Source organism: Flagellimonas sediminis (assembly GCF_010500845.1).
Lineage (GTDB): Bacteria > Bacteroidota > Bacteroidia > Flavobacteriales > Flavobacteriaceae > Flagellimonas > Flagellimonas sediminis.
On sequence record NZ_JAAAMI010000027.1, the window covers coordinates 1 to 1,448 of the forward strand.

Annotated in this window: 2 protein-coding genes; both read left to right on the top strand. The window is 48.0% G+C overall.

Features of this window, described 5'->3' with window-relative positions; all coding sequences use genetic code 11:
• Positions 1-348, top strand: a 348-nt coding sequence (locus GTK07_RS19125) for a DUF3347 domain-containing protein (RefSeq protein WP_163636635.1), incomplete at its 5' end; no start/stop codon positions are given.
• A gap of 25 nt (positions 349-373) precedes the next feature.
• Positions 374-1,448, top strand: a 1,075-nt coding sequence (locus GTK07_RS19130; RefSeq protein WP_163636636.1) for a multicopper oxidase domain-containing protein, incomplete at its 3' end; no start/stop codon positions are given.

Here is a 1,448-nt window from a genome sequence, read left to right on the forward strand (position 1 = left end):
GCTGCAAAAAAAGTGTTGTCGGCCTTGGAACATGTGGATATGAAACAATTGACGGACAAAAAGGCGCACGACCATTGGATGACGATCTCGAAGGAAATCTCCAATTCGGCGAATTCCATTTCAAAGATATCGGATATCAAAGCCCAACGCGATCATTTTAAACAGCTGTCCGCCCATCTATCCAAAGGTGTCAAGCTTTTTGGGGTCGATCAAAAGATATACGAACAGTTTTGCCCGATGGCCGATAACAACAAAGGTGCCTATTGGTTGAGTACGACCAAAGAGATCAAAAATCCCTATTTCGGAGAGGCTATGTTGACCTGCGGTGAAATCACCGATGAAATGTAATTGAACAAATGTAAATGAATGAATGATGAAAATATTGAAATCTAAAATCTTGTTTTTTGTCCTAACTGCCTTGACGACCCATGTTTTTGGGCAAGTGGGGACAAATGGTGAGGACAGAAAAGAGGAAGGTAGACCCGTTCGGGAATACAATCTTGTACTGGAACAGAACAAATTGACCCTCGGTGGGGTCACTGCCGATGCAATGACCATCAATGGGAGTATTCCGGGACCGGTCTTGGAATTCAACGAGGGTGACTTCGCCCTGATCAACGTGACCAATAAGATGGATGTGGAAACCTCCGTACACTGGCATGGATTGATCTTGCCCAATTTTTATGACGGGGTTCCCTATTTGACCACACCGCCCATAGAACCTGGCACAACTTTCCAATATCGGATTCCGATCAACCAATCAGGTACCTATTGGTACCATTCCCACACCATGCTGCAAGAGCAAAAGGGGGTGTATGGCTCGATACTGATCCATCCCAAGGAAAAGACGTTGGACTACGATAAGGATTTGGTCGTGGTGCTCTCCGATTGGACGAACGAAAAGGCCATGAACGTGCTCCGAAACCTTAAACGGGGAAACGAGTGGTACCAGGTCAAAAAAGGGACCGCGGTGCCCTTGAGCAGGGTCATCAAGGAAGGTGCACTAGGTGCACAACTCAAATTTTGGCGAGATCGTATGGAAGGAGCGGATATTGCGGATATCTACTACCCCGCATTTTTGACCAATGGGAAAACATTGGCCGAATACCCTGATTTCAAACCAGGGGAAAAAGTGCGGCTCCGGTTCGTCAATGCCTCTGCCTCCACCTATTATTGGATGGATTTCGGTGGCGGTAACCCCATGGTGGTTTCCGGGGATGGTGTCGATGTGGAGCCTGTTTCCAAAAGTCGTTTTCTTTTTGGCATTGCCGAGACCTATGATGTCATCGTGACCGTTCCTGAAGGCACTTTGGAGGTAACGGCCACGGCACAGGACGGCTCCGGGCATACCTCGTTGCATTTAGGGCAGGGAACGCTTTTTCCCGCAACGACCATCGATAGGCCCGACAAAGTGGCGATGATGAAACAAATGGCCCGAATGGACATGA